General features: G+C 72.9%; 18 protein-coding genes. 9 read left to right on the top strand and 9 right to left on the bottom strand.

The features are described 5' to 3' along the window. The first annotated feature begins 86 nt into the window (after positions 1 to 86). Both J8M51_RS36350 and J8M51_RS36345 read left to right on the top strand, forming a co-directional pair. Positions 87 to 1787 carry a sensor histidine kinase gene (locus J8M51_RS36350; protein WP_267299790.1) on the top strand — a complete coding sequence of 567 codons (1701 nt, stop codon included), beginning with the start codon at positions 87 to 89 and terminating at the stop codon, positions 1785 to 1787. Then, positions 1784 to 2530 carry a response regulator gene (locus tag J8M51_RS36345; RefSeq protein ID WP_267299789.1) on the top strand — a complete coding sequence of 249 codons (747 nt, stop codon included), beginning with the start codon at positions 1784 to 1786 and terminating at the stop codon, positions 2528 to 2530. Before J8M51_RS36350 ends, J8M51_RS36345 begins: the two co-directional genes overlap by 4 nt. Before the next feature lie 22 nt (positions 2531 to 2552). Here the strand turns inward: J8M51_RS36345 and J8M51_RS36340 are convergent, their stop codons facing one another. Continuing rightward, a complete protein-coding gene (locus J8M51_RS36340; protein ID WP_267299788.1) occupies positions 2553 to 3686 on the bottom strand; it encodes a saccharopine dehydrogenase NADP-binding domain-containing protein in 1134 nt (377 codons plus the stop codon). Positions 3687 to 3796: 110 nt separating this feature from the next. On the opposite strand from J8M51_RS36340, the gene J8M51_RS36335 reads away from it, so the two are divergent. Beyond that, a complete protein-coding gene (locus tag J8M51_RS36335; RefSeq protein ID WP_267299787.1) occupies positions 3797 to 4765 on the top strand; it encodes a helix-turn-helix domain-containing protein in 969 nt (322 codons plus the stop codon). A gap of 91 nt (positions 4766 to 4856) precedes the next feature. Here J8M51_RS36335 and J8M51_RS36330 read toward each other — a convergent pair whose 3' ends face one another. The 5 genes from J8M51_RS36330 to J8M51_RS36310 all read right to left on the bottom strand — a co-directional run bounded on the left by J8M51_RS36330 (position 4857) and on the right by J8M51_RS36310 (position 13607). After that, positions 4857 to 6107, bottom strand: a complete 1251-nt coding sequence (locus J8M51_RS36330; protein WP_086763527.1) for an extracellular solute-binding protein — start codon at positions 6105 to 6107, stop codon at positions 4857 to 4859. A 28-nt stretch (positions 6108 to 6135) separates the two neighbouring features. Then, positions 6136 to 7077 carry a hypothetical protein gene (locus J8M51_RS36325; protein ID WP_256966289.1) on the bottom strand — a complete coding sequence of 314 codons (942 nt, stop codon included), beginning with the start codon at positions 7075 to 7077 and terminating at the stop codon, positions 6136 to 6138. Between the two features lie 1017 nt (positions 7078 to 8094). Continuing rightward, complete coding sequence (locus J8M51_RS36320) at positions 8095 to 9567, bottom strand: VWA domain-containing protein (protein ID WP_267299786.1); 1473 nt, start codon at positions 9565 to 9567, stop codon at positions 8095 to 8097. A gap of 126 nt (positions 9568 to 9693) precedes the next feature. Beyond that, complete coding sequence (locus J8M51_RS36315) at positions 9694 to 12009, bottom strand: tetratricopeptide repeat protein (protein WP_267299905.1); 2316 nt, start codon at positions 12007 to 12009, stop codon at positions 9694 to 9696. A 77-nt stretch (positions 12010 to 12086) separates the two neighbouring features. Next, complete coding sequence (locus tag J8M51_RS36310) at positions 12087 to 13607, bottom strand: S1 family peptidase (RefSeq protein WP_256963991.1); 1521 nt, start codon at positions 13605 to 13607, stop codon at positions 12087 to 12089. Between the two features lie 92 nt (positions 13608 to 13699). Between J8M51_RS36310 and J8M51_RS36305 the strand changes: the two genes are divergently transcribed. Next, positions 13700 to 13996, top strand: coding sequence for a trypco2 family protein (locus tag J8M51_RS36305; protein WP_086751407.1), 297 nt, complete (start codon positions 13700 to 13702; stop codon positions 13994 to 13996). A gap of 40 nt (positions 13997 to 14036) precedes the next feature. Here the strand turns inward: J8M51_RS36305 and J8M51_RS36300 are convergent, their stop codons facing one another. The 3 genes from J8M51_RS36300 to J8M51_RS36290 all read right to left on the bottom strand — a co-directional run bounded on the left by J8M51_RS36300 (position 14037) and on the right by J8M51_RS36290 (position 17550). Continuing rightward, on the bottom strand, positions 14037 to 16115 hold the full coding sequence (locus J8M51_RS36300; protein WP_086751405.1) for a peptidoglycan DD-metalloendopeptidase family protein: 2079 nt from the start codon (positions 16113 to 16115) through the stop codon (positions 14037 to 14039). A 7-nt stretch (positions 16116 to 16122) separates the two neighbouring features. After that, complete coding sequence (locus J8M51_RS36295) at positions 16123 to 16791, bottom strand: hypothetical protein (protein ID WP_086751403.1); 669 nt, start codon at positions 16789 to 16791, stop codon at positions 16123 to 16125. 207 nt (positions 16792 to 16998) lie between these two features. Beyond that, complete coding sequence (locus J8M51_RS36290) at positions 16999 to 17550, bottom strand: hypothetical protein (protein WP_086751401.1); 552 nt, start codon at positions 17548 to 17550, stop codon at positions 16999 to 17001. Positions 17551 to 17834: 284 nt separating this feature from the next. Here J8M51_RS36290 and J8M51_RS36285 point away from each other — a divergent pair, with 284 nt between their 5' ends. The 5 genes from J8M51_RS36285 (at position 17835) to J8M51_RS36265 (ending at position 23994) form a co-directional block, all read left to right on the top strand. Then, positions 17835 to 19523 carry a conjugal transfer protein gene (locus J8M51_RS36285; protein WP_256963990.1) on the top strand — a complete coding sequence of 563 codons (1689 nt, stop codon included), beginning with the start codon at positions 17835 to 17837 and terminating at the stop codon, positions 19521 to 19523. Between the two features lie 77 nt (positions 19524 to 19600). Then, a complete protein-coding gene (locus tag J8M51_RS36280) occupies positions 19601 to 19864 on the top strand; it encodes a hypothetical protein (protein ID WP_179202841.1) in 264 nt (87 codons plus the stop codon). A 37-nt stretch (positions 19865 to 19901) separates the two neighbouring features. Further along, the gene (locus J8M51_RS36275) at positions 19902 to 20387 is read left to right on the top strand and encodes a hypothetical protein (RefSeq protein ID WP_086751399.1); all 486 of its coding nucleotides are present in this window, start codon (positions 19902 to 19904) and stop codon (positions 20385 to 20387) included. Between the two features lie 45 nt (positions 20388 to 20432). Further along, positions 20433 to 23408 carry an ATP-binding protein gene (locus J8M51_RS36270; RefSeq protein WP_086751397.1) on the top strand — a complete coding sequence of 992 codons (2976 nt, stop codon included), beginning with the start codon at positions 20433 to 20435 and terminating at the stop codon, positions 23406 to 23408. Between the two features lie 52 nt (positions 23409 to 23460). Then, positions 23461 to 23994 (top strand): hypothetical protein, encoded by a 534-nt coding sequence (locus tag J8M51_RS36265; protein ID WP_086751395.1) that lies wholly within the window; start codon positions 23461 to 23463, stop codon positions 23992 to 23994. Positions 23995 to 24019 lie beyond the last annotated feature (25 nt).

Below are 24019 nucleotides of genomic sequence, written 5' to 3'. Positions count from 1 at the left end.
TCATCCCCGAGATGTAGGCGGACGATGTACGCCCCGTCCCCACCACGACGGATGTGCCGCCCACCGCCGCTTGCCACACTGCTCCCATGGGCGGCGGGGAGACACGGAAGAAGGCGACGCGGACGGCGGGGGCGGCGGGGACGGCGGAACCGACGGGCTCGGCAGGGGCGGCCGGGGCGGTGACCGCCCGGGCGGCGGGGGTGTGGGCGGCCGTACGGGCGGCGCTCGTGCGGGCCCGGCGGGACGGCCTGTCGCCCCTCCTCCGCGCCAGGAGGCCGCTCCCCCGCCTCTCCCGCTGGGCCTGGACCGCCGACGCCTGCCTCGCCCTTCTGCTGGCCGCCTGCACGGTCGCCGCCACGCTGGAGCAGGGCGTGGGCACGGTCCCGCGGCTGCCGCACAGGGTGCTGGCACCGATCACCGGAGCCGGACCGGAACCACCGCCGGCGCTGCCGGCACCGCCGTTTCCGGCGCCGGATCTCGGTGCGCCCCACACCTGGCAGCTGCTCCTCGCCGCCCTGACCGCGCTGCCGCTGCTGGTCCGCCGTCGCCACCCGCTGGCCGCGTTCTGCGCGGTGATCGTCACGACGACGGTGTTCAACCAGCGGCTGGGGGCGGGCGGGGCGACCGAGTACACGTTCCTGACCTGCCTGGTCGCCGCGTACAGCGCGGCCGTCCACAGCCCGTACCGGCTGCGCGCGCTCACCGGTCTGGTGGCGGGCGCCGCCCTGGTCGCGGCGCTCGCCGAGGAGAACTTTCCGTACGTCACCCCGGGCGTGATCCCGTTCCTCGTCCTGCTCGGGGTGGGGCTCGGGGCCAACGCGATCCACACCTGGAAACAGCGGGTGCACGCCCTCCAGGAACAGCAGGAGGCGGCGACCCGTCTCGCCGTCGAGCACGAACGCTCCCGTATCGCCCGGGAGTTGCACGACGTCGTCACCCACAATGTGAGCGTGATGGTCATCCAGGCGGGCGCGGCCCGCAAGATCATGGACACCGCGCCCGACCGGGCCCGCGAGGCGCTCCTCGCCGTGGAGTCGGGCGGCCGTACGGTGATGACCGAACTCCGCCATGTGATGGGCCTGTTGACGATGTCCGACGAGGACCACGCCACGCCGGCGGGGGAGAAGCCGACGAGGGAGACGTCGACCGGCCCGTTCGGGGCGCCGAGCGGTGGCCCGCACGGGGCGCCGCTCGGCCCCTGGGCCCCGCCTGCCGTCGGGGACACGGCGGCGGTCGGCTCCGTCTCCCCGGCCGGACCCACCGTGGACACGGAGCTGGCCCCGCAACCGGGCCTGGACCAGCTCCCGGCCCTCACCTCCCGGGTCCGCGCCTCCGGTGTCCCCGTGGAGCTGACGGTCACCGGCACCCCGGCGTCCCCGCTGTCGCCGGGTGCCGATCTGGCCGCGTACCGCGTCGTCCAGGAGGCCCTGACGAACACGGTCAAGCACGCGGCGGGCGCCCGGGTCCGGGTCACCGTCGACCACACGCCCACCGCGCTGCGCCTGGACATCACGGACACCGGCGGCGCCCCCACCCCCGCGGCCACGACCGGCACCGGCCGGGGGCTCCTGGGCCTGCGCGAACGCCTCGCCCTCCACCACGGCACCCTCCACACGGGCCCCCGCCCGACCGGCGGCTACCGCGTCCGGGCGGTCATCCCGCTCACGCCCCCTCCGCCCGGCACGCCCCCACCCACCGACCCCATCGAGCCCACCGAGCCCACCGAACCCACGGGCCTTCCCGACCTCACACCACCCACCGCCCCACACCCCCGGACCCCGTCATGACCGTCGGCCACCCCCTCGCCCGGAACCCCGTCGAGGCGGACCGCCCCCGTGTGGTGATCGCCGACGACCAGGCGCTGGTGCGGACCGGGTTCAGCATGATCCTGTCCGCGGACGGCATCGACGTGGTCGGCGAGGCGGCCGACGGCGACCAGGCGCTGGAGGCGGTCCACCGCACACGCCCCGACCTGGTCCTGATGGACATCCGGATGCCGGGCACGGACGGTCTGGAGGCGACGCGCCGCATCCTCTCCGGCACGGTCCCCGACCCGCCCCGCGTGCTCATGCTGACCACGTTCGACCTGGACCGCTACGTGTACGCGGCCCTCACCGCCGGCGCCAGCGGCTTCCTCCTCAAGGACGTCACCCCCGAACACCTGGTGGCCGCCGTCCGGCTGGCCCGCACCGGCGACGCCCTGCTCTCCCCCGCCATCACCCGCCGGCTGATCGAGCGCTTCGTCTCCCCCACCCCCGAGACCCCCGCCCTCCACCGCGATCTGGCGCCCCTCACCCCCCGCGAACTCCAGGTGCTCCGCTCCCTCGCCACCGGCCTCAGCAACACCGAACTGGCCGCCCACTTCCGTCTCAGCGAGGCCACCGTCAAGACCCATGTCGCCCGCATCCTCGCCAAGCTCCGCCTCCGCGACCGCGCCCAGGCCGTGGTGGTGGCGTACGAAACGGGCCTGATCGTCCCGGGCACCCCGGCCCCGCCGCCGGCGAGCCCGCACCGGCCACCGGAGAGCTAGTTCTCGGTCTACCCCCTACGCCCTACGCCCCCACCTCGACCGAGAGGTGCCCCTGCCCGGCCAGCGCCCGCAGGAAGTCCGCGGCGTCGAACGCGGCCCCGGCGGAGAGCACCCCGACCCCCTTGGTCCGCCCCTCCACCACCCGCCGGACCGCCTCCACCGCGAGGGGCGCGCTGACGGCGTAGATGTCCTGCCCGCGCGCGACGGCACGCCGTTCCACGCCCCCGGAGCGCACGACGGCGTCCACCAGGAAGGTCTGCGCGGAGCGCCCGTGCTCGTCGACGGCGGCCGGGGCGGGCGTGTCGGGAGCCGCCAGGTCGCGCGCGGCCTCGGCCGTCATGTACGTCCGCACCTCGGGGACGGCCAGATGGCTGGGCACGGTGACGACATCGGCCATGCTGAACTCCCCGATCACCGCGCGGGTCCCCAGCGGCTCGGGGAAGTCCCACTTCGTGGCGGGCGCCGCGTCGTCCCGGTACTCCAGCCGGCCCTCGCTGTACCGCACCCGCCGCCCGCCCCTGCGCCGCCGCGAGACCGCGCCGGCGACCCGCGTCCCCTCCGTGGGGTGCCACCCGCTCAGCCCGTACGCGACATGCGCCTCGTCGGCCGCCGCCCAGTCGGCCGACTCGATCGCGGCGGTGACCAGCAGATCGCCGAGCCCGCCGAAGAACGCCATCGCGGGCACCACGACGACCCCCGCCGCGCGGGCCCGCTCCCCGAACTCCGCGAAGGTGTCGAGGTTCGCCTCGATCTCGGCCGCCACGTCCACATACGGGATCCCGGCACGCAGTGCCGCCTCGATCACCGGCCCGGCCGTCTCCGCGAAGGGCCCGGCGCAGTTGACCACGGCGTCGACCCCGGCCAACGCCCGGTCCAGCGAGGCCGGTTCACCGACGGAGGCCACCCGCGCGTCGAGCGCCGGCTTCGTCCCCGCCCCCGTCCCCGCCCCCGTCCCCGTCCCCGTCCCCGTCCCCGGCTGATCCGCGACGAGCGCCCGCAGCTTCCCCGCGTCCCGCCCGACCGCCACCGGCACGAACCCGCGCGCCCGCAGCTCCGCCACCACGAAGCGCCCGGTGTGCCCGTACGCCCCGAACACCGCGACCGTACGCCCCGCGCGCCCCGCACTCCGCATCCGCTCCGCGCTCCCCGTAGCCATGAGTTCTCCCCGCGTTCCCGGGGGCGCCGACCGCCCCGACACCGCCATCCTTCCGGGAGCGGAGCGCCACCACGAGTGTCCGGAACGACGATGCCCGTACACTTTCCGACATGCCCACACCGGACGGGACCACCCTCGCCATGGCCGTCACCGACGGCATGCTGCACTTCGAACTCTCCCTGGCCCACGAGGTGTTCGGCTCCGACCTCTCGCATCTGGTGGCTCCCTGGTACGAGTTCGTCCTCTGCGGTCCCGGCCCCGTCACGGTGGGCCGCTTCCGGCTGGAGCCGGACCACGGCCTGGACCGGCTCGCCGAGGCCGACACGGTGATCGTCCCCGGCTGGGCCGATGTGGACGAGGAGCCGCCCGCCGCCCTGGTCGAGGCGGTGCGCGCGGCGCACGACGCGGGCGCGCGTATCGCCTCGCTCTGCACCGGCGCGTTCGTACTGGCCGCCGCGGGCCTGCTGAACGGCCGCCGGGCGACCACACACTGGGCCCACACGGACGTCCTGGCCGCCCGCTTCCCCGAGGTGGAGGTCGACCCGGACGTCCTCTACGTCGACAACGGCAGCGTGCTCACCTCGGCGGGCAAGGCCGCCGCGATGGACCTCTGTCTGCACCTGGTCCGCCTCGACCACGGCTCGGCAGCGGCCAACACGGTGGCCCGCCGGCTGGTCGTCCCCCCGCACCGTTCCGGCGGTCAGGCCCAGTTCGTCCCCGCGCCGGTCCCCCTGCGCGACGACCACCCGCTGACCGACCTGCTGCCCTGGGTCCTCGAACGCCTCGACCAGCCCCTGACCGTCGAGGACCTGGCCCGCCGGGCGAACATGAGCTCCCGCACCCTCACCCGCCACTTCCACGCGGCCACCGGCACCACCCCGCTCCAGTGGCTCCTCACCCAGCGCGTCCGGCGCGCCCAGGAACTCCTGGAGACCACCGTGCACAGCGTCGACACCATCGCGACCGCCACCGGCATGGGCACCGCCGCCACCCTGCGCCGCCACTTCCACCGCACCCTGGGCGTCCCCCCGGACGCCTACCGCCGCACCTTCCACGCCTCCCGCCCCGAGCCCCGCTGACACGCCGCCGCGGACCACGAGCGGCCACGTGCGACCAGGAGCGGACCACACACGAGCGGCCACGTGCGCCCACGAGCGGACCACGTGCGGACTACGTGCTGCACACCGTCCGCAACGCCGGAGCCCGGTCCGGCTGTGCCTCCGCCACCTTCTGTACGTCCGCCAGCAGCCCCGGAACGTCGAGGTCCTTCCCGGCGGCCGCGCGGGCGATGGTGAGGAGGACGGCCTCGTAGAAGGCGTCCCGGACGGCCGGGGGCATGACGTCGGAGGCGTCGAGACAGCGGGGGCCCGTGCCGGTGAGCCGCCGGGCGATCTGCTGTTCGAGGGGGCTGTCACCCGGCCGCACCCGCCGGTTCGCCGAGAAGACGTCCGCGGTCTCGGCCCACTTCTGCTGGCCCTCCCGGGAGGCCAGCCGTCCGATGAGGTCGCGGGCCCGCGACCGGTCGCCGAACAGCGCCGCGAAGTCACCGGTCACCTCGTGGGCGCGGACCCGGTAGCCGCCGCCGGGCAGCAGCGGGGCGGAGTCCGTCAGCCCCGCCTGCCGCCCCTTCGACCCGTAGAACGAGCGGGCGAAGGAACCCTGGTGTTCCAGGGAGCATCCGTCCGCCGCGCCGAAGAGCAGACCGTGCCCGCCGGACACGCCGCGGTGGTCGGTGAGCAGGGCGCGCCGGGCCGCCTTCTCGTCCTGCCGCAGCAGACCGGCCCACGCCTCCCACGCGCCGCGCACCGCTGTCCCCGTCCAGGGCACCGCGGCGTCGCCGAGCGCCCACCCGCCGTAGACACCCGGGCCCTCCCGCTGCAGGACGAGATCCTCGATCCAGTCGCTGCCGGGCCAGCCGGAGGCGCCGTCGTCCCCCATGCCGACGCACCAACTCGCCAGGGGCGCGGGCGAGTTCACCGGGCGCTCGCCCTCGCGGTACCAGACGATGCTCTTCAGGTCGGCCTTGACCGGGACCCAGTACGCGTCCTTCGAGGGCCCGCTCACCGGGTTCCAGGGGGCGCCGTACTCCTCCTCCGCGTAGAGGTCGTTCAACGGCTCCAGCCGGTTCTGGGCGGCGTACTCGGCGAGTTCACCGACGCCCGGCATGATCGCGATGTCCGGGGGTTCCCCCGACTGCACCTTGGACAGCAGCACCTCGCGCTGGGCCGCCGTGCCCTGGTACTCGAAGGGGATGCCGAAGCCCCGCAGCACCTCCTCGAACTGCTCCCCCTGGGCGTCGGTCCACGGCCCGAGGATGGTCACCGGCTCGTCGTCCCGCTCCGACCACACCGCCACCATGCCGCCCGCGGACACCAGCAGCAGCGCCACGAGCAGCACCAGCACCTTGAACCGCCGGGTCACCTTCGCCTCCCCCGGCCGCCGTACGGGGTCATCGCCGCCTCCAGTAGTCGCTGTCGAGCCGGAGGCCGAGCCCCACCGCCGGGAGGACGACGATCAGCAGGCCGCCGGTCAGGGTGCCCTGCTGGACCCGGTCGGTCCAGGTGTCGTCGGCGAGGACGCGCCGGACGTCCGCGGACCGCTCGGTGACGGTCTGCTGCGCGCCCGCCAGCCGCTCGTCGCAGCAGGGATGGTAGGAGGCCTTGGTGATCTCCCACAGATCCCCGACCACGCTGTCCAGGTCGTCCTGCGCGGACGCCATCGTCAGCAGCGGGACGACGGCGAGCAGCACGGTCAGGACGAAGGCCGCGAGCAGATACGGGTTCCAGTCACGGCCACAGCGGTCGCGCAGCACGAACAGCGCCGAGAGCAGGGCCAGGGCGAGGGCCGCCAGGGCGAGTTCCGCGATCCACCAGCCGCTCCGCTGCAGCCATCCCTCGGTGGCGGTGGCCTCGGCGTGCCGCATCTGGACCTGCTGCATGTCGTGCAGCCGGGGTACGAGTCCCACGCCCGGCCGGACGAGCAGCGAGCGCGCCTCGGCGAGCTTCTGCGCGCGCATGAGCGGCTGGTCCCGGTACAGGGCCGTACCCGCGGTGAGGGAGGTGCTGTAGGTGGCGAGCAGCCCGTTGACGGTGCCGAGATCCTGGTCCGTCCGGTCCGCGATCCTGGACAGCCCCTGGTCGGCGGCGGAGAGCTGGGCCCGGTAGGTCTCGCCCGAGCCCGCCACGTCGACGAGCTTCAACTTCCCGAGGACACGCGCCTCGCGGTCGGCACGCAGCACCGCCAGCCGGGTGGCCGCCAGCCCCTGCACGGCGGGCGCCTCGTCGTCGGCGAGCGCCCCGGCACCACCCTGGATCTGCCGGCACGACATGACCAGCGCCCCGGCCGCCACCAGCGCACACACCGTCACCACCAGCAGATGCGCCTCCAACAACCGCCGCGTCCGCCACCCGCCCAGCCGCACCCGCCAGAACGCCCCGGGCGACGGGCCACGCCAGGACGCCCCCGGGAGAAGGCGCCGGGATGCGCCACCCCGCCGACGAACACTCACTGCCCACCACCGCCCCTCCCACCACGAGGCCGCTACCGACCCGCCCACCGCGCGTCCCCCCTCAACCCGCCTGTTCGCCGTACGCCCCGCCGGGCCGCTCCCGCCCGCCGTGCGGCCCGCGCCATCGCGCCCGGCCGTCATACGCCCGGCCGCCGTACGCCCGGCCGCCGTACGCCCGGCCGCCGTACGCCTCGCGCTCTCACGGTCGGCCGGCATACGCCCGGCCGTGGTACGCCCGGCCGCCAGGCGTCCTGCCCCATCGCGCCCGACCGCCATATGCCCTGCGGCCCTACGTCCGTCCGCCCCACGCCAGGCCGCCGCACCTCCCCGCTCAGCACACCCGACCGCTGTACGCCCCGCTCCCTCACTCCCGCCCGCCATCCACCCGGCAGCTCCACGGACCGCCCCACGCGAGACCCCTCCAGGTCGGCCCGCCCCACGCCAGGCAACCACCACGCGACCGCCGCGCACCCGACCCCCACCCGCCAGGCCGACTCCCGCCCCGCCGTCACAGCAGCTTCTCCCCGCAGGCGATGCAGTGTCGGGCCTCGGCCCCGGCCGGAGTCGCGCACCGGGTGCAGCGCGGGCCCGGCCGGGGACCATCGGCCTCGGTCAGCTCCCTCGCTCCCGCCCGCCATCCACCCGACCGCTCCACGGGCCGCCCCACGCGAGACCCCTCCAGGTCGGCCCGCCCCACGCCAGGCCACCACCACGCGACCGCCGCGCACCCGGTCCCCACCCGCCCGACCACGATACGCGCGCCCGCCGTATGTCCGGCCCTCGTCCGCCCGGCCGCTCTACGTCCGCCCGCCCCACGCCAGGCGGCCAGCCACCCGACCGTCAGGCGCCCCACCCCAACCCGCCAGGCCGACTCCAGTCCCACCACAGCCCGCCCCACCGTCACAGCAGCTTCTCCCCGCAGGCGATGCAGTGTCGGGCCTCGGCCCCGGCCGGAGTCGCGCACCGGGCGCAGCGCGGGCCCGGCCGGGGGCCGCCGGCCTCGGTCAGGGGCACGGGTCTGGACCCGGCGCGCAGGATCATCGGGCCGAGCGTGTCGGCGGCGACGGCCGAACGCAGCCGGACCCGCCCCGCCGGCGCGTCCTCGATGTCGGCGACCGCGCGGATCTCGTCCAGCACCCACTCCGCGCCGAACCGGTCCGCGAGGCGCGCGGCCCGTCCCAGGAGCCCCTTGGCGGCCTCCCGCCGCTCCTCCCCCAGCGCGACGAGCCCCCGGCGCAGGGCCTCCCGCATCACGGTGGCGGACTTCTGGTCGCGCACACTGGCGGCGCCCGCCGGAAGGTCGGGCGGCGGCAGGTCGGGGCGGTGCCAGCGGGCGGTGACGGCCGCGTGGACATCGCCGACGGAGACCATGGCGAACTGCAGATACGTCTCCAGCGGATCATGATCGGCGTCGGCGACGAGGGTGAGCAGATAGTCCCGCCCGCCCTCCTCCCACTGGTACGTCGGAAAGCTCCAGCGGTGCGGCCGGCCGGGCCGGGGCAGCCCGCCGAGGCGGTGCGGCCGGGGCGCCTTCTCGTTCAGCGCGACCTGCCGCACCGAGGGCCGTACGGTCACCTCGATCGGCAACTGCGGGGTGTGCACCCGGCGCAGCCGCCGGATCGCGGCGGTGATCGCCGTGCCGAGGCCGTCGTCCACGAACTCGGCGGTGCCGTGCAGCCGTTCGGCGAGGGTCAGCAGCGGCTCCGGGGTCCAGTCCGCGCCCACGGCGAGCACATCGCAGGTGAAGTGCCCGGCGCAGGCGTCGAGTTCCTCGTCGAGCCGGGTCTCGCCGGGCGCGCTGCTGCCGTCGGTGATCAGCAGCAGATGCCGTACGGACAAGGGGCGCGCGGCGAGCAGGGCGCGCGCCCCGGCGGCCCAGGCGGCGTATCCGGCGGGACGCGGCCCGTCCCGGTGCAGCGGGATCGCCCCCGCCGCGAAGGCGGCCCGGCGTTTCTCGCGCGCGTCGGCCACGGCCCACTCGGCGTCGCCCCCCGGATGGCAGCGGACGGGCTCGGGCCCGGCGCCGAGCACGGTGAAGGAGATGCCGTCGGGCAGCGCCCGCAACGCGGCCGGCAGCGCGTGCCGGACGGCCGCCCGCAGGGGCTCGGCGACATCGACCGCGATGATCACGGCGAGTTCGATCGCGGGCAGCTCGGCGGGCGCGCCCCCGGCGGTGACGTCCACCCGCAGATGCGCCTCGATCTTCGCACTGCGGTGCGGCCGCAGATCACCGCCGAGGTCGACCCGCAGCCGGATCTCCGGCCGCGCCGCCCACGCACGACCCCCCGCCCGGCTGCCGGGACGCCCACCACCGTGCCCACCAGCATGCCCACCACCGTGCTCACCGTCGTGCCTGCTCATGTCGTCGGTCACGGTCCCTTCCCCGTTGTCGCCGTACGTCCCGCACGGGCCTCAGGCCCTCAAGGGGCGCGGGGAACTGCGCGAGAAGCCCCACCGAACCCGCACCCGACCGCCGCCCACCCCCACCCACTCACCCACTCACACCACCGTCTGCGGTCGAACCGCCTGCAGAAGATCCACGAGATGCTCGTGCGCGGCGGCCGACTCCCCGTGCCGCGCGGCCAGTTGCCGATAGTGCGACTCGATCCGCGCCCGCAGCTGCCGCTCCTGCGCGCCGAGACCGCGCAGCCCGCGGACGTCGAGCCGTCCGCCGCCGCCACCCCCTCCCCGGGGACCGGGCCGGTCGTCACGGCGGTACAGCGCGTCCAGCTTCCATTCGTGCAGCTCGGTGCTGAGACGCAGCGCCTCGTCCTCGGACAGGCTCGGCCCGCCGGCCCCCGGTTCCCGGCGGACGAGGCCGCGCAGTTCGGCGAGCGCGGCGTCGACCTCGGCGGGCTCGGGCAGCGGATCTCCGTCCCGGGGCAGCCGGGCCGCGCGGATACGCAGCGAGGCGATACGGGTGACCGTATGGTCCAGGGTCCCGGGGCGGACCCGGCCGAGGACGTCCAGGGCCACGCGCCGGTCGCCCGCGCGGAGCGCGAGCCGGGCGAGGCCGAGTGCGGCGCCCCCGTGCGCGGGGTTGCGGGCGAACACGGCCTCGTACAGTTCCTTCGCGGTGGGCCCGGCGGTGTCGTCGCCGAGCCGCTCCCCGCAGTAGGCGAGGGCCAGTTTGGGCGCGTACTCGCCGGGCAGTTCGAGGCGGACCCGGGCGAAGTGCCCCTTGGCCTCGGCGACCCGGCGCGGATCGTCGTCGAGACCGGCGCGGCGCAGCGCGACCAGCGCGCGGTGCCACTCCAGCCGCCACCGGCGCACGGCGGACGGCCCGGGAAGGGAGTCGGCGGTGTCGAGTTCCTCCTGCGCCCGCTCCAGGTCGTCCCGGGAGTCCCGGCCCAGCAGGACCCGTACGTTGTGCAGCCGGATCTCCACCGACGGCGGTCTGCCGTCCTCCTGGTCGAGGAGCCGGCCGGGGTCGTAGCCGCTGCTGACCTCGAACCGCGCGGTCTGCGGATCACCGGGATAGCGCCGGGGCACCGGCAGCCGGCGGGCGATCTCGGTGGGGGTGGGGGCGCCGAGGTCGAGGGCGGGGGCGAGGGGCGGGTCGTAGCGGTCGCGGCGCGGGCGGTCGAGCCAGTGTTCGATGCCGGGGACGGTGCCGAGCCGGGCGCCGAGCAGTTGCGGGGAGGGCCAGAAGTAGTCGGAGGGTTCGGGCGGGTCGCTCTTGCCGCGCAGGGCGCGTATCTCCCGCAGCGCGCCCCGCAGTTGGCCCGCCATCTCCCGGGCGTCGGCGAACCGCAGTGCGGGGTCGCCGCGGGTGGCGCGCTCGACGACCTCCCGGAAGGAGGCGCTGCCGAGCCCGGGTACCTCGTCGACGGCCCAGCCGGCGAGTTCCCGCAGGGTGACGCCGACCGTGTGCAGGTCGTGGGCGGTGGTGGGCATGGGCGCGAAGGCGGTCTCGGGCGCCATGTAGTCGGGCGTGACATGGGCGGGCGGCCGGCTCTGCCCCCGCTCGCGCATCCCGCCGAGGTCGATGACCTTGATCCCGTCCTCGTGGTGCACGACGTTCGAGGGCTTCATGTCCCCGTACACGAAGCCCTTCTCGCCCCCCGTGTGCAGATGGACGAAGGCTTCGAGGATCTGGCAGCCGTACGCGGCCACATGCTCGATGTCGAGGACGGACTCCCCGCGCCGGGTCTCCTTGACGACCTTGTCGAGGGTGCCGTCGCCGACGTCGTCCATGACGATGTAGCCGCCGGTGACCTGCCCGGTACCGTCGCGCCGGGCGACGAAGTCGCGGATCTGGACGATCCGGGGGTGGCGGATGGCGACGAGGTTGCGGCGTTCGACGTCGGCGAGCCGGGCCCCGTCCCGCTCGTAGCGGTTGAGCATGCCCTTGACGGCGACGACGTCACCGAGATGCGTGTCCTCGGCGAGATAGACCCAGCCCTGCCCGCCGTGCGCGATGGGCCCCATGATCCGGTACTGGTCGCGCAGCACATCGCCTGCGGCGAGTTCCGGCCGGTACGAGTACGGCTCGCCGCAGGCAGGGCAGTACCCCTCGACCGGGACCGGCCCCACGGTGTACGGCGGCGCGAAGACGATCCCGCACTCGGGGGACGAGCAGACCATACGGACGCGCAGCGGGGCCTCGGGATGGATGAGGCGTTCCCGCGCGGGACGCGGCACCCGCTCGGGCAGCGCGAGCAGTTCGGCGGGCCCGAACTCGCGCGGCTCCCCGGGCAGCGCGGGCAGCCGGGGCCCGTCCACCGCGCGCCCGCACTCGGCGCAGTGACCGGTGGGCAGCACGGTGCCGCCGCAGGGAGCCCCGCTGAACCGCCGGTGCGGGCAGACCGTCACGGCCCCGTCGCCCCCGGCCTGCCCGTGCCCGCGACCTCTCCCGCTCCCTCTCCCCTGCTCCTGCCCGGCGGCGTGGTTCATCCCCGTTCTCCGCAGCGCCGCAGGTCGGCGCGGAGGCTCCTGATCAACTCACGGGACCGGGCGAGCCGATACTGCGGATCGCCGGTCTCACCGATCAGCCGGCGCTCGCCCCTGCGCCGCTCGGCCGTCTCGGTCAGCGAACCGAGGGAGGCGCTGTCGACGACACCCTGCCGGACCGCACGGCTGAACTCCGCCCGCTCCAGCCGGGCGAGCAGCGCGTCGGCGTGGTCGAGGAGCGCGGGCGCGAGGAGTTCGTCCCGGGCGGCGGTCCAGCCGGTACCGCCCTCGTGCCGGAAGACCAACAACAACCGGAAGCCCAACAACCGTAATCGGGCGAGGAGCCCGATCAGCGCCCCCGGCTCGTCCTCCTCGTCGAGCCCGTCGACGACGACCGTGACCCCGCGCCCGGACACACGCGCGGACGCGGAACCGGACGCGGAACCGGACGCGGAACCGGGCGCGGCACCAGGACCGAGGCCTGGGCCGGGGCCGAGACCAGGCCCGTCCGTCGAGTCACCGAGCGCGGGTGGTATCGAGGCGCCCTCCCCATAGGGCGTCGGCGTCAAGGCACCGCAGGCGGGACCGGACGCCCTCCCGAACTCCCTCCCGAACTCCCGCCCGGGCCGAGGCGCGGCCCCCAGCAGCCAGTCCCAGTACGCCAGATACTGCCCCGGCGGGAACGCGACATGCCCCAGCGCATGATCGGCGAGATCCGGCCTGCTGGAGCCGCCGCCACCGCGGTGGACGAGATCGGCGAGGTGCAGCAGATGCCGCAGCGACCGGCTCTTCCCACTCCCCGGAGGCACGACGGTGATCTTCACCGGCTCCTCGTCGGCATCCTCGAACCACCGCCCCAGCCGGTCCTCGAACCCGTGGTCCCAGGCGTCCGGCCCGCTCAACTCCTTGATGACGGGCGAGAGTTCGGCGATCCGCTCGACCGGGATGAGATAGGAGAACGCGAGCCGGTTGTTCTCGGGCAGCAGCTCACCCATGTCCCCCCGCCAGCTGACGACGAGCCCGACCACCCGGGCGGGCCGCCCCTGCTCAGGCCGGGTGCACACGGCGGCCCCGCTGAACCCCCGGCGCACCACCTCGGCCTTGGTCACGGCGTCGAGCTGCACCCGCTCACCGCTGACCCCGCCGATCCGCCCCCACAGGCTCATCCCGTCGTCGAAGCCCTCCGCGTACCCGGTGGCGGAGACCTCCATCCCACCCCACAGGGCGGTCTCCAGCCGGGCGGGCCGGGCCTGCGGCCGGGGACTGTCGAGCCGCAGCAGGGCGACGTCCTCACCGCCGTCCCCCTCGGCGAGCCAGCCACCGGGCGGAACCCGCGCCGCCACGGCCTCGATCCCCCTGTTCTCGGCGAACTCCACCCACATCACGGCGTCCTGGGTTCGCACCACATGCGCACAGGTCAGCGCCGTGTCCTGGTCGACGAGCACCCCGGCACCACAGATGGGACCCCGCGCACTCCCGCGCCGCAGCCGGAGCCTCCAGTCCGCACGCAATTCCCCCATGCCACCTCACACTACGCGCGGAGCATGGTGTGTCCCTAGACTCGTGAACGAACCTGGATCGCCCAATCATCGCAATCCGACGGGGTGTTGACATGAGCGATACCGAACCGGTCGGCCTCGCCGAGGCCATCGCCACAGTCCGCACGGAGCTGGCCCGCGCCCAGGCCGAAGGCGCCGCCAGCGACTGGCGCTTCACCGTGGAACAGGTCAGCCTGGAGTTCGCGGTCCAGTTCCACCGCACCGGCGAAACCGGCGCGGGCCTCCGCCTGGGAGTCGTCGAGGCCCGCCTCGGCGCCACCACCACCCACGACACCACCCACCGCATCCAGGTAGACCTCAAACCCCTCCCCGGCCCCACAGGCCACCACCACGAGGTCTCCCGCGACTGACCCCGGAGAACCCCGGAGACCTCACGCCCCGGCGGAGCCGTCAGGCCGCCTCCCGGCGGCCGTCGCCCTCGACCACGTTGGTGCCCTCGGGGATCGGTACGCGGTACACGCCGGTGATCTCGTCCTGGTAGTCCCACTTGCTGAAGGACACCGTCTTGCCCGGACTCGGCGCATGGATGATCTGGTGGCCCTTCGGGTCCCAGACCAGGCCCACATGTCCGGACGTCCCGTCTCCATTGGGCCGGAAGAAAATGACGTCCCCGGGCTGCGCCTCCGACAACGGCACCTTGGTCGCCTTGAGCCGGGGCTGCTGCTCGTACGTCGTGCTTCCGATGTTGATCTTCCCGTCACTGGCCATGAAGTACGCCCACTGCGTGAAGCTGGAGCAGTCGAAGCTCTTGGGATTCTTGCCCTGCAGACGCGGCGCGCCCCACACGTACGGGATGCCGAGGCCGCGCTGGGCCCAGCCCAGCACCGCCCGGATCACCGGGTCGTCGGAGTCGGGCAGGACACCGGTGGCACCCGCTCCGTCGGGAGCGACGGCCGCGCTGCCGTTCTCCTCCGCGCAGTCGGCGTACTGGGCGTCCTTCGCCGGCTCGTTGGAGCCGGGCACTGTCCCGTAGTCCGGGCTGGCGCTGAGCCGGCCCTGCACCCAGGCCTCGGGGTCCACCATGCCGGGACCCTGGTCGTGGCCGCCCACGAAGGGGTTGTCCACGCCCGGTACGCGGACCTCCCAGTGGAGGTGCGGGCCGGTGACGTTGCCGGTCGCACCCACCAGCCCGATCCGGTCGCCGCGCTTGACCTGCTGGCCGCGCGTGACGTCGATACGGACCTGGTGCGCGTAGAGCGTGATCACACCGTCCTTGTGCTCGATCGTCGTCATGTTGCCGTACGAGCCGCCGGGGCCGGCCGAGACGACCGTGCCGTCCGCCGGGGCGTAGATCGGGGTACCGGTGGGGGCCACGAGGTCGAGTCCCGTGTGGTAGCCGAGGCTCCACATGCTGCCGGACTTGTGGTACGGCGTCCCGGATATGAACGTGCCCTGCTTCATGGGCCACTGCCAGCCGTCGCGCCGGTCCTCGGGAGCGGCGAGGACGGTGGTGTCGTCCTCGTCCGCCGTGTAGCCGACCGGGCTCATCGCGGTGGTCAGGCCGACGGGGGTGGCGCTGCCCGCGTTGGCGGTGCCGTTCAGCGGCGGGGTCGACCAGTCCCGGGGGGACGACGCGGCGATGCTGAGGGCGTTGCCCGGCTGCGCGTTGTTGCCCACCGGCTCGGGAATGTCCGACTGCTGCCCCAGGGTGGGGAAGCCGGGGTTCTTCTCGACGGTCTCCTTCAGATGCGCGTACCAGCGCTTGATCAGGTCCTGGTCGCCGGTCAGCTCACCGCGGTAGCGGGCCGCCTGGGTCAGTACGACGCGCGGGTAGATCGTATTGGAGGCGGTGGAGCCCGAGTAGCTCAGCAGCGCGTCCCAGGGGGCGCTCTCGACCTTCTTGGCGTGCAGGAAGTTGGCGGCCGCCCAGGAGGCGTCGTCGATGTTGTACAGGTCCTTGTTGCCGTCGGCGTTGCCGTCGGCGCCGTAGTCCTGCCAGGCCGGGTTCCCGAACTGGAGGATGCCCATGTACCCGGCCGAGTTCTTGCCGCCGGGCGCCGCGGACTTGTCCTGGCCGAACTTGGTCTCCTGGTACATCTGCCCGGCGATGATCGTCCAGTCGAGGCCCTCGTAGTTGGCGGCGGCACGCATGGCCGCGAGGATCATCTTGGGGGGTATCTCGTTGCGCGCGGTCTCGCTCGGCATGTACATCTTGCCGGCCGGCATGATCGGATTGGTGGCCGCCGCGGCACCGGTGTTGCCCGCGTTGGCGTTGTCGGCGTAGTCGGCGCAGGAGGCGTTGGAGCTGCCCGCCCCCAGCCCGCCGACCATGTTCATGACCATGATGGTGGCCACGAAACACGCACCGCCGCTCAGCAGGATGCCGACCGCCGCGCCCTTGGTCTTGCGACTCGGCTTCTTCCTGCCCTTCTTGCCGCGCTGACCGTCCAGCAACTGCTTGGCCTTCTGCGCGGCCTTGGCCGCCTTGGCCGCCTTCGCGGCGGCCGCCAGTACAGCGGGAGCCACCATCGCTACATCACTCCCCGGCCTGGTCGGAGGCGCCCACGTCCCCGAGGCCGAAGACGTCGAACCCGGACACGACCCACTGGCCGCTCTTCTCCTCGACGCTCACCAGCCAGCGGTTGGTCTCGGTGGTGGTGTCGCCGGAAGCCGTGACGGTGGCCGTCACCTTCACCAGGCTGGAGATGCTCCGGCCGCTGTTCCGCGTCACGTCCGCCGAGATCACCGCGTCCCGTACGACGTCGGCTTCCCCCTTCGAGGAGCACTTCTCGGCGACACAGGTGTCCCACGCCTTACCCGTCGGCAGGGTGGTCACCTGCTTCATCCGTGTCTCACCCGTGGTGAGTTCGAGCAGCGGGCCGCGCCAGGCCCCGCTGTCACTGCGGTGGTCGTACGTGGTGATCCCGGCCATGTACCGCGCCATCACCGCGTGGGCCCGGGACAGTTCGGCACTCGTGACGATCGGAGAGGGTCCGCCACCGGACGGCTCGTCCGTGTCCGAGGAGCTCTGACCCTGCGTGGCGGAATCGGCCTGCCCGGTCGCGGCGGCTGCCGGCCCGTCCTCCTCACCGCCCTCTTCGTCCCCGTCGAAGACGGTGAACATCACGAGCACGAGGACGAAGAGGATGCCGAGCACCCCCAGGGCCAGAAGCCCGGTGCGCTTGTCGTCCGCAGGCAGCTCCACGTTCCCGTGTCTCCTTCGTGTACTGGGCCGTGCGGCGGCATGGCCGGGGTGCTCGCCGCCACGGTAGGGGGAGGAGCGCGAGAAGAACCGGGTGTTTTCCTCGGGGGGAAAGGGGCGGCAGAGGGACGGGAGAGGAGGAGGAATGCGGTACGTCCGCCCGCGCCCCCTCGATCGGCCTGATCCGCCCCGGCCCGCCCGGGACCTGGATCAGGAGACGAGGATGCCGATCAGCAGCACCACGACGACGATCGCACCCATGACGATCCGCGCCGTCGGATCCTCGCGCTGCCAGAGGTTGTGGACCGCGGACCAGCCGCTCAGCCGGGCGGCCCGGCCACCCTGGACGCGCCGGCTCCAGTGCTGCTCGTCGGCCACGTCGTCGACGTCCTCGCCGACCGGCCCGGAATCCTCGTCGGACTCGAAGCCCACCGGCATGCCCTGCTGTTCCTGCGCCACCAGCACCAGGGGCTCCAGCAGATCGGGAATGGTGTTCGGGGTGAGCGGATGGACGAACGTGCCGTACGGGGTCTCCATGCACAGCCTGGCCTGCCAGGGGTTCCCCGGCTCGTAGCCGTCGACCCAGGTCCGGTCGGCCTGGAACAGCTGCGCGACCGGGATGGGTTGTGCGACCTGCTCAGGAGCCGACGGGACCTGGGCAGGAACCGACGGAGCAGGCGAGGAGCCCGACGGGGCCGGCTGCGCGGCCCTCTCCCAGATGCGCGGGTCGGGTGTATGCGGTTGCCCGTTCTGGTCGCTCAACTCTCGTCCTTCGCCTAGGGCCTGTCGTTCGCATTGTGATCCAGGACGGGATGACAGCACAGGGCGCCTCCCCCGGATTCCCGCCCCGATTCCTCAACTCCGCCTCCGGGGAATCCGTTCGGGAATTCGTCGAGTCCCAGAGAGGCCCCGGCGGGAAAAGGAAAGCGGTTCGGCGACCGGTCTTTGTCACACTGCCAGCGCACCTGGCCGGACCAGGGCCCGTCGTACAGCCCGGTGCTGCGCGACCGCTGACGGGGAATCAACTGGCTGGAGTTACCGACTCGATGACAGACCACAACAGCTCTGCTGGCGCGGTCGGCGGAGGCCAGCCCGCCGGGCAGCCCGGGTCCTTCGGTCCTCCCCAGCAGTCCTGGCAGGAGCAGGGGAACGACCAGGGGCAGGCGCCCGCGCGGGGACAGGCGGCGCAGGGTGCCGCCGACCAGCGTGCCGCCTACGCCCAGCAGGGCGGGCAGCCCCAGCAGGCCCAGCAGTCGTGGCAGATGTCGCCCGAGGCGGCCCGCGCACAGGTCGCCGCGGCCTGGGTCCGGGGCGCGCCGCAGGCGGGTCAGGCCGCCGTGCCCACACTGCCGCCGCGCGAGTCCCGCCCGGCGACGGAGTCCAAGAAGGAGAAGCGCGAGCAGGCCCGGGCCGCCCGCAAGGCCGAGTACGAGGCCAAGAAAGCGGCGAAGGAGCAGCGCAGAAAGGGCGGAACGGCAGCCGGGAACAACGGCCGGGCCGGAGGGTCCGCGCCGACGACGGCACCGGCGCAGAGCCCCGCCGCCCCGGCGGCCGTGGCCGCGGGCCCCGCGTCCGGCGCTTCGGGCCAGGCCGCGAAGACCGCCCCGCGCAAGCCCTCGGGCGACTTCGACGTGCCCAGGCCTGGCGGCCGCCTGACGTCCGGCGGGTCCGGCGGGCGCCGTACCCACGTCGGTCTGCGTGCGGCCCTGCTGATCACCACGGGCCTGTTCGCGCTGGGCTCGTGCGGTGTGGCGGGACTGATCGTCGGAAAGTCCTCCGGGGCGGGCACGACCAGTCTGGACCCGGACGACGTGGCCCGTTACGGGCTCACCGAGTTCCCGACGCAGCAGGCGGCCGCGTTCGCCGAGCAGTACGCGACCCTCTGCCTCACCTACTCCCCCGAGACCGCGTCCGACCGCCGTACAGCCCTCGCCCGGTACACGTCCGCAGGCGTCGATCCCGAGTGCGGCTGGAGCGGCGAAGGCACCCGCAAGGCCCTGACCGCGACCTGGGACGGCACCAGCGAGAACCTTCCCGAGTACGGCACCCATGGCCGCTACCTGGGCATCCAGGTGCGTACGGACGACGGTGGGCTCACCACGCTGACCGTCCCCGTGTATGTGAAGGATCTGGCGACCGGCGAAGGCATCCGGGTCGCCGGCGACGTCGGTGAGATGCCCATGCCGCCTCGCTCGGACGTACCGGAGGTCGACCGGGACAGCGAGAACGTCGACACCGCCCTCGGCCAGCAACTGCAACAGACCGTGCTCCCCGGCTACTTCGAGGCGTGGGCCAAGTCGGACAGGACCACCCTGGCCCGCTTCACCGCACAGGGCGCCACGCTCGCCGCGACCACGGGGCTGTCCGGCCGCCTGTCCGAACCACAGGTCAACGACGTGGTCGCGCTGGTACCGAAGGGCGTCAAGGGCTCCGCCCCGTACTCCTACAAGACCGGGCAGGCCGTACAGCTGCGGGTGATCGTCGACTGGGCCGACCCGGAGGGCGACACCGCGCGGCGCTCGTACCGGATCACTGTGGTGAACACGGCCCAGGGCTGGTTCATCAAGGACATCCGGGGTGGCGTGCTCGACTCCCAGGGCGGCAGGGGCGACGACGAGCAGACCGAGCCGTCCGAGGACGAGCCGGGCTCCGGCGAGGCCACACCCTCCGCTCCGGCCGGCTCCTCCTCGCCGAGCGCCCCGTCCTCGCAGGACGAACAGTCCGGCACGAACTGAGACCAGGAACCCCTCCTGGTCTCCTCCACCCGCACGACGACACACGACACACGAGTAACTCTGTGAGAGGACCCACCATGCAGCTGCTGGCCGCCACCACCCTGGACTCCATGTTCACGGAGATCCAGGACATCCTCCGGACCGCGGGGGCGACGGTCGCCATCATCGCGCTCCTCATCCTCGGCATCCGGATGCTCATCTCCATGAAGCAGGGCGAGGGTCTGCGCGAGGCATTCCAGGGCTTCGGCATGATCGCCCTGGCCGCACTGATCATCGGCGCCGCGAGTGGTCTCGCCGGTGTGCTGATCTCCCTGGGTACCCAGATCGGCGGCGAAGGCTGATCCGGACCGACCACCACTACCAGGGGAGTTCGGAGCGATGACGCAGGAAGCCCCCGCGCCACTGGTCGCCTACGACCACACCGACCTGGTGAACCGCCCGAAGCGGATCTGGAACTGGGGCAACATCCCGCTTCCGGGTCTGCTGCTGCCCGCGCTGGGCGCGGCCTTCGGCTTCGGGCTGCTCTGGCTCGTGCTGTTGTTCACCGCGTCCACCTTCCTCCCCTTCCTCAGGCTGTCGATGCTGACGGCGGTCTTCTACTTCGGGCCGCCGCTGGCCGTCTACTTCGTCTGGGGCCGGCCACTGCCCTCGGCACTCACGCTGAGCCACCAACTGGTCGTGTGGGCCGACTGGTGGCTGCAGCCCAAACGGCTCCAGGGGCTCGCCGCGGACCAGGAGCCGGAGGAACTGCACTGGCAGGTCATCCTCTGGAAGCCCGGCGCACCACGCTGGCACGCACGGTACGACGACGCGCGCCAGGCCGCCGCAGCACGTGGCTCGGCCTTCATCGCGAGGAACCGATGACCACCATCCGACGCCAACTTCCGCCAACCGCAAGGTGACTTATCCATGTTCCTGTTGATCCTCCTGGGCGCGGCGGTCGCCTTCTTCGTGATCGCCCTGATCATGGCGGCCGGTTCGGGCAAGAAGGGCCAGGAGCAGGGCCGGGCCTCGAAGCGGCAGAGCACGTCCTCGTCCGGCGGCTCGGCCGCCGGACGCCGTGAGGACCTGCGCCTTCCCTACCGCTACGCCGACGACACGCTCTTCGTGCACGGCGACTCGGTGTGGACCGGCCTGGTGCTGCCCACCGCCATCGACGAGTATCTGAACGCCACCGAGTTGCAGGCCATGGCCGAGGCGCCGGCGCGCGGTCTGCTCAACCTCGCCCGCGGTGACCGCAACGTCGAGTGCCACTACCGCAAGGTGTACCAGCCGATCACTGCGATGGGCTGGGCTCAGGACCTGAACGCTGTCGCCTGGGATCCGACGGAGAACCACAAGGCGTACAACCTGCGCAAGGCCGAGTACCAGGAGCGCATCGGCGCCCTGCGCGAGCGCAACATCCTGCTGGTGAAGCTGGGTTCGCTCAAGCGCAACGGCAAGAGCGGTGTGCTGGCGGGCGACGACGAGCCCTACGACGAACCGGGCCTGCTCCAGGGTGTGCACAACTCGGCGGACCGGGCGGCCTCGTCGGCCACGGGCGTCTCGGACGAGTATCTGTCCCCCTTCCTCCTCGCCGAGTGGACACAGGTCGCCACGGAGGTGCACGAGAGCCTGGAGGGGCTCGGCGGCACCCCGCTGACCCGCGAAGAGCTGGTCTGGCTGATCCGCAAGCCCCTGCACGGCGATCTGCCGGTGCCGCCCGAGCCGGTGCTCGGCTCGCGCTCCTGGGGGCCGAACCAGTTCGACCTGGTCGTCGACTTCTCCGGCGAGAACCGCAAGACACACATCGTCCTGCACCAGTACGACGAGATCTCCGGCGAACGGCAGACCAGCTACACGACCACGCTGGTCGCCGCCAACTGGCCCGCCGAGACCCGCTTCCGTCAGTCGACGGCATGGGCCCGCTACACCTCGCAGAACGTGGAGTTCCCTGTCGAGATCGACATGCGGTTCACGCTCATCCCGTATCTGAGGTTCAAGGACCGGGCCGACAAGATCCGGGGCAACCTCATGGACGAGATGAAGGACATGGCCACCTCGGGCCGCAGCCCGGACACCAAACTGGCCAGCCAGGTCGCCCGTTCCAAGGATCTCGTCGACGACATCGAAGAGCACAAGATGCCCGGTATGGAGGCGCAGATCCGGTTCACGATCTCCGCTCCCGACCTCAAGGAGCTGGAACGCCGGCGCCGGATGCTGGAGATGCAGTTCAAGCAGGACCTGAAGGTCACCCTGCTGCGCCCGACGCGCCAGCAGTGGCGTCTGCTGCAGTCACAGCTTCCCGGGGACGCGCCCAAGCTGCCGATCGCCCCGTATCTCCGACTGCAGGAGGTGGAGCAGCTGGGCGCCGGACTGCCCACCGCGGGCACGGAGTTGGGCGACAACCCCGAGACGCGCTCCGGACGGCGTCTGGGCTGGGTCGGCAGCCTGGTCGGCTGGGCCGGCAAGATGCCGGTGCACTACTCGCTCCATGTGGGGCCCGCCCGCAACGACGGCGGTGGCCTCGCCATCGTCGGCGCGTCCGGTGGTGGCAAGTCGTCGCTGGCGCTGCAGAAGTTCTACGAGGAGTCGGAGTCGGGCGTGCGCTGCCTGGTCATCGACCCCAAGACCGACTTCGCACAGATGTGCTACTACCTGGGCTTCGGTTCCCAGGTGAACGACCCGGAGTTCGCCTCGCACGCCGAATCGGGCATCCTCGGCACCCCGGCCAGCCGGTTCCAGCCGATCAACCCGGAGTTCTGGGACGAGACCGAGGTGGTCGACCTTCTCAAGGGCCAGGCGGGCGTGCTCGACCCCTGGGTGATCGCCCGCGACGTACCGGCCGGCCGGCTGCTCGCCGAATCGATGCTGCGCGGCTTCCTCGGCGACGAGGACTACCAGCGCGTACGGCTGCCCGTCATCGAGGCGATGGCCACGGTCGTCAGCCGCTACAACTCCGCCGTCCGCCAGGCAGTCGAGCACGGCATGGACGCACGCGACGCCGAACACCGCATCCTGCGGCCGACGTTGTGGCAGGTGGTCGACGAGGTCGTTTCGGCGTACGACACGGCGGTGGCAGAGGGCGACCGCGAAGCCCAGAAGGAACTGAAGCTGGCGCAGATGCTCCTCACCGAGCTGCGTACGCTGCCCTACGCGCGGCTCGCCTTCTCGGACCGGCCCAAGCCGCTGTCCAGCATGCGCAAGCGGCGCACGGTCATCACCCTGCGTGGCTTCCAGTCCCCCGCGGCCTCGGACCCACGCAGCTGGAACCCGGCGGAGCGCCTGGCGGCGACGGCTCTGATGGCGGTCGTGGAACTGGGCAGTCAGATGCTCGACGTCGGCTACGAGAAGAACCCGGTGACGGGTGAGGTCGGTCTGCGGCCCAAGGCTCTCTTCGTCGACGAGGCCTATGTCGTCACGGCCACGGAGAGCGGCCGGGACCTGATGCGCCGCGCGCTGAAGCAGGGCCGCTCCTACATGGCGGTCACCGTCCTGATCACCCAGCAGGCGATCGACCTGGTCCAGATCGAGGACTCCGAGGCGCGCAGCGGTGGCGCCAACCAGATCCACACCGTCTTCGCCTTCAAGCAGAAGTCCGCCCAGGAGGCGTCACTGGTGGCCCCGCTGCTGGGACGGCCGGAGAACGATCCCAAGGTCATCGCGGCGCTCCAGGAGCTGCGCACCGGTGTGTGTCTTCAGCGCGACGCCGACAAACGGGTCGGCACGGTCGCCGTCGACCTCGTCTTCCGGGAGATCCTCGCGGCCACCGACACCAACGGCACGAGCCGTCCGGCCCGGCAGGCGATCGACCCGCCGACGAACGTCCGGGACTGGAAGTTCATGCAAGAGGCGGAGCCCGCTCCGGCCCGGTCGGCCGAGCAGGCCGAAGCCCAGCCGGTGTGACCCGCCAGGGCACCCACCACCACTCATCAGCACGGGGAACGGAACGGACAGCATGCGAATCAAGCGAACGCTGGCGCTCGGCGCCGCCCTCGTCTCCTTGGCCGCGGTCGCAGCGTGCGGGAGCGACGAGGGGACGTCGGACAGCGATCTGCCCAGCGCGTCGGACATGGCGTCCGTCGAGGAGTACCTCACCACGTTCGTCACCTGCGAGAAGCTCACCACCGGCGACGAGTACGACGCCTCCGGGCGCAGCACCGCGTGGGGCGAGGAGGAGGCCGCGGACGCCTCGTGGGCCATCGGGGAACGCGCCGTCTGCCAGGACGGGGAAGGCGCTCCCATCGCCCTGCTCACCATCAAGGACATGAAGAAGTTCCAGACCGCCGCCGACCGGGACGGTCACGCGAGTTTCCTGGTGGGACAGGACTTCGCCGTCGTTCCGGTGGCGGCCGGCACGGTCGAGGGCCTCAAGGCCTCCCGGCTGAAGTATCTGACCTGTGATCCGGACTTCACCGTTCCGAGCGGCTTCGAGAAGGAGCAGGGGCTCGCCACCGGCTGCATCCTCACCGATCACTTCCCGACCGACTGACCGCCTCGTGCGCCGCCGGCTCTCG

Source organism: Streptomyces griseiscabiei, assembly GCF_020010925.1.
GTDB lineage: Bacteria > Actinomycetota > Actinomycetes > Streptomycetales > Streptomycetaceae > Streptomyces > Streptomyces griseiscabiei.
Note: the sequence above shows the minus strand (reverse complement) of the source record. Positions and strands in the feature narration are given on the sequence as shown.